General features: G+C 41.3%; 8 protein-coding genes. 7 read left to right on the top strand and 1 reads right to left on the bottom strand.

What is annotated here, in order from left to right; translation table 11 throughout:
- The first annotated feature begins 82 nt into the window (after positions 1 to 82).
- The 7 genes from KTO63_RS13235 (at position 83) to KTO63_RS13205 (ending at position 5,947) form a co-directional block, all read left to right on the top strand.
- Positions 83 to 874, top strand: a complete 792-nt coding sequence (locus tag KTO63_RS13235) for an undecaprenyl-diphosphate phosphatase (protein WP_217791806.1) — start codon at positions 83 to 85, stop codon at positions 872 to 874.
- A 75-nt stretch (positions 875 to 949) separates the two neighbouring features.
- Positions 950 to 1,333, top strand: coding sequence for a four helix bundle protein (locus KTO63_RS13230; protein WP_217791805.1), 384 nt, complete (start codon positions 950 to 952; stop codon positions 1,331 to 1,333).
- Positions 1,334 to 1,365: 32 nt separating this feature from the next.
- Positions 1,366 to 2,670 carry an MFS transporter gene (locus tag KTO63_RS13225; protein WP_217791804.1) on the top strand — a complete coding sequence of 435 codons (1,305 nt, stop codon included), beginning with the start codon at positions 1,366 to 1,368 and terminating at the stop codon, positions 2,668 to 2,670.
- Positions 2,671 to 2,736: 66 nt separating this feature from the next.
- Positions 2,737 to 3,579 carry an MBL fold metallo-hydrolase gene (locus KTO63_RS13220; protein WP_217791803.1) on the top strand — a complete coding sequence of 281 codons (843 nt, stop codon included), beginning with the start codon at positions 2,737 to 2,739 and terminating at the stop codon, positions 3,577 to 3,579.
- Positions 3,580 to 3,701: 122 nt separating this feature from the next.
- Complete coding sequence (locus tag KTO63_RS13215) at positions 3,702 to 5,144, top strand: glycine--tRNA ligase (RefSeq protein ID WP_217791802.1); 1,443 nt, start codon at positions 3,702 to 3,704, stop codon at positions 5,142 to 5,144.
- Positions 5,145 to 5,278: 134 nt separating this feature from the next.
- Positions 5,279 to 5,590, top strand: coding sequence for a hypothetical protein (locus KTO63_RS13210; RefSeq protein ID WP_217791801.1), 312 nt, complete (start codon positions 5,279 to 5,281; stop codon positions 5,588 to 5,590).
- Between the two features lie 69 nt (positions 5,591 to 5,659).
- Positions 5,660 to 5,947, top strand: a complete 288-nt coding sequence (locus KTO63_RS13205) for a hypothetical protein (protein WP_217791800.1) — start codon at positions 5,660 to 5,662, stop codon at positions 5,945 to 5,947.
- A 7-nt stretch (positions 5,948 to 5,954) separates the two neighbouring features.
- Here the strand turns inward: KTO63_RS13205 and KTO63_RS13200 are convergent, their stop codons facing one another.
- Positions 5,955 to 6,698 carry a ferredoxin--NADP reductase gene (locus KTO63_RS13200; protein WP_217791799.1) on the bottom strand — a complete coding sequence of 248 codons (744 nt, stop codon included), beginning with the start codon at positions 6,696 to 6,698 and terminating at the stop codon, positions 5,955 to 5,957.
- Positions 6,699 to 6,753 lie beyond the last annotated feature (55 nt).

The raw sequence follows: 6,753 nt of genomic DNA, 5'->3' as shown, positions 1-6,753 counted from the left end.
AATTTTTAATACCTAATTCCTAATTATTATTAATTACTTTACTTTCCTTGATTATTTTTATGCCTTTATAAACACAACCCACATGAATTTCATTCAAGTCATCATTCTTGCCATCGTAGAAGGTATCACGGAATTCTTACCCGTCTCGTCAACCGGCCATATGATTGTTACCAGTTCCTTAATGGGAATTGAGACCAACAGTTTCGTAAAACTTTTTGAAGTGTGTATTCAATTAGGGGCCATTCTTGCGGTAGTTGTTTTATACTGGAAAAAATTCTTCGATTTCTCCCGCTGGCAGTTTTACATAAAACTTATCGTTGCCGTAATTCCGGCGCTTATTTTCGGCGCATTGTTTAGTCATAAAATCAAGAGCCTCATGGAAAGCAACGTGACTGTGGCTGTCAGCTTACTTGTAGGCGGTATTGTTTTGCTTTTCATCGACAATGCATTTAAAAATCCTGTTATAAAAGATGAGCAGCACATCACCTATCCAAAAGCGTTTATGATAGGCCTGTGGCAATGCTTAGCCATGATCCCCGGCGTGAGCAGAAGTGCTTCTTCCATTATCGGAGGTATGCAGCAAAAACTAACGCGTAGTGCAGCCGCGGAGTTTTCATTTTTTCTTGCAGTGCCTACGATGTTTGCCGCTACTGCAAAGGATTTGCTGGATTGGTACAAAGAAAAAGGCGCAATTAGCGGAGAGGAAATAAAATTTCTTGCCGTGGGTAATATCATTGCGTTCATCGTTGCCATGCTTGCAATTAAATTTTTCATTGATTACTTAAAGAAATACGGTTTCAAGTTATTCGGCTACTATAGAATTTTGGCGGGAATTGTGATCCTGTTGCTCGTTTGGAAGGGAGTGATACAATAGTGAAAAGTCAATAGTGAAAAGTGAATGAGCGGTCTTATCGACATAAATTAAACCCAGGAAACAAATAGACAGGAAATGTTTTTGCAGTTAAATCACCAGAAACTTCACGCATATACGCTGTCCCGGCTTTTGGTTAAGGAATGCTACATTGTTGTAAAGAGGTTTCCTCCGGACGAGAGGTTTGCGTTAATTCAGCAAATAAAAAGAGCGTCATTGTCGGTATGCTTAAATATAGCAGAAGGAGCATCCAGAAAATCAGAACAGGAAAGAAAAAGATTTTATGAAATCGCAAGAGGGTCGATTGTTGAAATCGACGCAGCGTTTGATCTTGCCAATGACCTTGGCTATTGTAGCGAAACAGATGTAACCAACCTCAGTCCACTAATGAAGCAAACATTTGCAATACTATCAAAATTGATAACTATGGATACCGGATCTCCAAATTTTCGGAATCCATAATTCACTTTTCACCATTTACTTTTCACTATCATATGCAAACAGCATCAAAAAAAGTCATCAACGGTTGGGCCATGTACGATTGGGCCAATAGTGTTTATAATCTTGTAATCACTACAACGTTCTTCCCTATTTATTTTACGTCCGTAACTGATGAACATGTTACATTTTTAGGAAGAACGTTTGTCAACTCTTCCTTATACGATTATACATTGTCGGTAGCCTATTTGTTTATTGCATTGCTATACCCAATTCTTACTTCCATTGCAGATACAAAGGGCAATAAGATAAATTTCATGAAATTTTTCTGCTACATGGGGTCCATCGGTTGCGCTTGTCTGTATTTTTTTACAAAAGACAATCTATGGTTCGGCATTATTTGCTTCATGCTTGCTGCTATGGGTTACGTGGGCAGCCTTGTTTTTTATAATGCCTATTTACCAGAGATTGCTGCTCCTGAGGATCAGGACCGTGTGAGTGCCAAAGGTTTTTCCATGGGCTATATCGGTAGCGTGTTACTTCAATTAATTGGCTTCGCATTGGTGATGATGATGAAGGGCAACGAGGGATTTGCAACCCGTATTACTTTTCTGTTGGTGGGCATTTGGTGGATCAGTTTTGCGCAGATAACATTTTCAGCCTTACCTAAAGTAAATAAGGAGTCAGTAAAAAAGATCAACATCTTCACAGACGGTTTTAACGAAGTAAAAAAAGTTTATGGAGAAATAAAGAAAATGCCAGTGCTTAAAAGATTTCTTCGTGGTTTCTTTTTCTACAGCATGGGCGTACAAACGGTAATGCTGGCAGCCACATTGTTTGGAAGCAAATTGCTTGGCTTACCGGCTCCAAAACTTATCGCCACAATTGTGATTATTCAGCTGGTGGCCATTCCCGGCGCTATTATGATGAGCCGTTTATCAGCAGTTTATGGAAACATAAAAGTATTGATGGGCGTGGTTTTTTTCTGGATCGGCATTTGTGTGGCCGCTTACTATACTGCTGAATTCAAAGAAGGCGGCGGCAATCCCGAGTATGGATTCTACGGCCTGGCGGTAGCAGTTGGCCTCGTAATGGGCGGTATACAATCTCTTAGTCGTTCAACCTACTCCAAATTAATGCCCGAAACAAAAGATACCGCTTCCTATTTTAGCTATTACGATCTTACTGAAAAAATTGCCATAGTTATTGGCATGTTCAGTTTTGGCTTTATTGATGAAGTCTTCGGCATGAAAAACTCCGTTTTGGCACTTACCGTTTTCTTTGTCATTGGCTTGGTTTGGCTATATTCTGCCTTGAAAGCGTCGAACGTGAATCGTCAATCGTCAATCGTGAATGGGTAGACTCCGAATGCGTAGACTGCATTCACGATTCATCATCCCCGTTTCACGACCACAAAACTTCTTACTATGCAACTCTATTCTATACACACAGGTAATTTTAAACTTGATGGCGGCGCGATGTTTGGCGTGGTGCCCAAGAGCATTTGGAACAAATTGAATCCTGCAGATGAAAATAATCTTTGCAATTGGGCAATGCGGTGTTTGTTGATTCAGGACGGCAACAGGTTGATACTGGTTGATAACGGCATTGGCGATAAACAAGATGCCAAATTCATGGGGCATTACTTTTTAAATGGCGATGACACATTGGATAAATCGCTTGCCAAACAAGGCTTTCACAGAAATGATATTACTGATGTTTTTTTAACGCATCTTCACTTTGATCATTGCGGTGGCAGCATTGTACGCGAAGGTGACAAACTCGTTCCGGCTTTCAAAAACGCTACTTACTGGAGCAATGAAAGACACTGGGAATGGGCAACAAAACCCAATGAGCGCGAAAAAGCATCTTTCTTAAGGGAAAATATTCTGCCCATACAGGAAAGCGGCCAACTGAAATTTATTGCGGACAATGCCGCACTGGTTCCATTTACCGACAATATTAAAGTCCGCTTTGCCAACGGCCACACAGACGCCATGATGTTGCCGCAGCTTTCATATAAAGGAAAAACCATCGTTTATATGGCAGACCTGCTACCTTCTACCGGCCACATTCCTTTGCCATATGTAATGGCCTACGACATGTTTCCGCTTACAACTTTAACGGAGAAGAAGGCTTTTTTGCAGGAAGCACAGCAAAATGAATACATTCTTTTCTTCGAGCATGACCTTAAAACCGAATGCTGTACGCTTGTGCAAACGGAGAAAGGCATCCGCGCGGGGGACTCCTTCCTGTTGTCAGAGCTTTAACGTGAAAGGTGAATGGCGAATCGTGAATGGGTCGCTTATGGCCCAAAGTTTCAAATAATAGCCAACTTATTCACAATTGACGATTCACCATTCACCTTTGACGTTTATATTTGCACATTCTTATGGCAACAGATAATAACAAATTTCAAGCGATCATTTCTCACTGCAAGGAGTACGGATTTATTTTTCAATCCAGCGAAATCTATGATGGATTAAGCGCCGTGTACGACTATGGTCAAAATGGTAGTGAGCTGAAAAGAAATATTCGTGATTATTGGTGGAGAAGCATGACGCAGTTCCATGAAAACATTGTAGGTATCGATGCAGCAATTTTTATGCATCCTACCACCTGGAAGGCGAGTGGGCACGTTGATAATTTCAGCGACCCGATGATCGACAACAAGGATAGCAAAAAACGCTACCGTGTAGATCATCTCATCGAGGCACATGCGGAGAAACTGGCTCTTGAAGGCAAAAAAGAACAAGAAGCTGCATTATTGCAGTCAATGGATAACCTGCTGGCCAAAGATGATTTCGACGGCCTGAAAAAATTAATTGAAGACAACAATATAAAGTGCAGCGTTAGTGGCACCGCAAACTGGACGGATGTTCGTCAGTTTAACCTGATGTTCTCTACGCAGCTTGGAAGTGTTTCTGACGAGGCAAATGAAATTTACCTACGGCCAGAAACGGCACAGGGTATTTTTGTTAATTTCCTTAACGTTCAGAAAACCGGCCGCATGAAAATACCTTTTGGTATTGCGCAGGTTGGTAAAGCTTTCCGTAACGAAATCGTTGCGCGTCAGTTCATTTTCCGCATGAGGGAGTTCGAGCAAATGGAAATGCAATTCTTCGTTCGCCCCGGCACACAGAAAGAATGGTACGAATATTGGAAAGCAGAGAGGATGAAGTGGCACCTTAGCCTCGGCATATCGGCTGATAAATATCGTTTTCACGACCACGTTAAACTGGCATTTTATGCAGATGCTGCGTGTGATATCGAATACGATTTCCCTATCGGATTTAAAGAGGTGGAAGGTATACACTCAAGGACTGACCATGACCTTAGCCGTCACCAGGAATTCAGCAAAAAGAAAATGCAATATTTCGATACGGAGATAAACCAGAACTATATTCCGTATGTTATTGAAACATCGATCGGCCTGGACAGAACTGTTCTAATGGTTCTTAGTGAAGCTTATGCCGAAGAAGATTTAAGCACGGCCGATAAACAAGATAGCCGCGTTGTGTTAAGATTCCCGGCCAAATTAGCTCCGATTAAGTTAGCGGTTCTTCCTTTGACAAAAAAAGATGGTCTTCCTGAGATAGCAAGAGAGATTATGGATACTTGCAAAAAAAGTTTCCGTTGTTTCTACGAAGAAAAAGACGCTATTGGTAAACGTTACCGCAGAATGGATGCTCTTGGCACCCCTTTCTGTGTAACAGTTGACCACCAAACAAAAGAAGACAATACTGTAACGATTCGTTATCGCGACAGTATGCAACAGGAAAGAATTCCAATTGCAGAAATCAGCAGAATTATAAACGAGGCAATCGATCAATAATTCTGGCGTCAATATATTTTAACGGGCAGTTTTATCCGGGCTGTCCGTTAAACTCTTGAAAATTCGTAATTCTATGAAAGCTGTTAACACTCTCCTATCCTAAGAAGATTATTAATACTTATTTATAGAACGCGATGCTAGCTATCATCATCAAATTGGATCTTGTCTGGGTTATTGCAGGGGTAATTATTTTACCGGCAATTGGTTTTATGTTCAGGCTTAGCAAAAAGTCCCTTGAAAGAAAGAGAATTGAGCTACTTGAAAGGGAAATGGTGGAAAGCCACGCTGAGATTCTTGAATTACAGGAAAAAATTGCCACCATACAGGCGGCGGCTTCCAGTGCTACAGATGCACCTGTAGTTTCGCTGAAAGAGAGCTCAACCTCCAAAAAATACCCGCCGAAAGATTCGGGAAATACGGGGGGAGCGCTGAAAAGTTTACTATAAGTTATTGAGTGGTTCTACTATTGTTATTGTAAGACCCTGACCTTAATTTGTGATACTAATTTTTACCCTATGCTACTATACATTGGAATCAATCTATCTACGATTGTTTGCGTCACTGCTGGCTTGACCGTAGGATTCTTAATTGGGTTCGTGGTAAGAAAAGCCGTAACAAGCAAATTGAAAAGAAACGTCTTGGAACTCGAAACCGAAATGGTTGAGAACCACGCAGATATCCTCAAACTTACTGAGCAACTTGCACGCCTTGAAAATGAAGGTGTTAAAGTAGACGTTCCGGTAATTACAATCGGCAGCTCTAAGATCCACGGCGGAAAAACCGGAGGAGGCAAATCAAGCTAAATCATTGTTATCCATATAGTTCAAGGTGTATGTCCTTTTTGTCATACCCCAGGCTCAAAATACGTTGCTTTGCCTCATCTATCATGTTCTTCCATCCGCACAAGTAAAAATGAGCGGGCCTTAAAATTTGTTCAGTAGCCGTTTTATTATTGATGCAAATGTCCTCGTAAACTGTATGCACATAGCCCTTCCTAACGAGGTCGTTTCCTTCCTCGCGGGAGAAAGTTGGCAAATACTTAAATGCACCAAGCTGGCTCTCAAGTTCCTGCATTTCTTTACTATATAAGGCATCCCCGCATTTTCTGCATCCAAAAATCAGATAGATATTCTCATGGGGAATGCTATGGTTGTAGATATGTCTTACCATTGCCCGGAATGGTGCAATGCCTGTGCCCGTGCAAATGAAATACAGATCTTTTTCTATAACCGGGGGTAATGTAAAAACGCCCTGCGGACCGCGCAATATCAGCTCAGAACCTACCGTTACTTCGTTAAACAGATATGTAGTACCTAAGCCTCCTTCCAGCAGCACTATCACCAATTCAATAACATTTGTGCCGTCGGGCCAGGAAGCAATTGAATAGCTTCGCCATCTTTTATTTTTCTGTTCATGAATAGGAAGGTCAAGGGTTACAAACTGACCGGGAGCAAAATCAAACTTTTCAAGCTCGGGCACTTGTATCCAAAAACGCCTGGTAGCATTTGTTTCGTCCTGAATTTTAATAACTTTTCCGGCAAGCCAAGGTAGCATGATTAGATATTTTAGTAACTGAATAACTGATTAACTGAATAACTGGAAGTTCAAC

Source organism: Pinibacter aurantiacus (assembly GCF_019130065.1).
GTDB classification, from domain to species: Bacteria; Bacteroidota; Bacteroidia; order Chitinophagales; family Chitinophagaceae; genus Pinibacter; species Pinibacter aurantiacus.
This window is presented reverse-complemented; position numbering and strand designations above follow the sequence as displayed.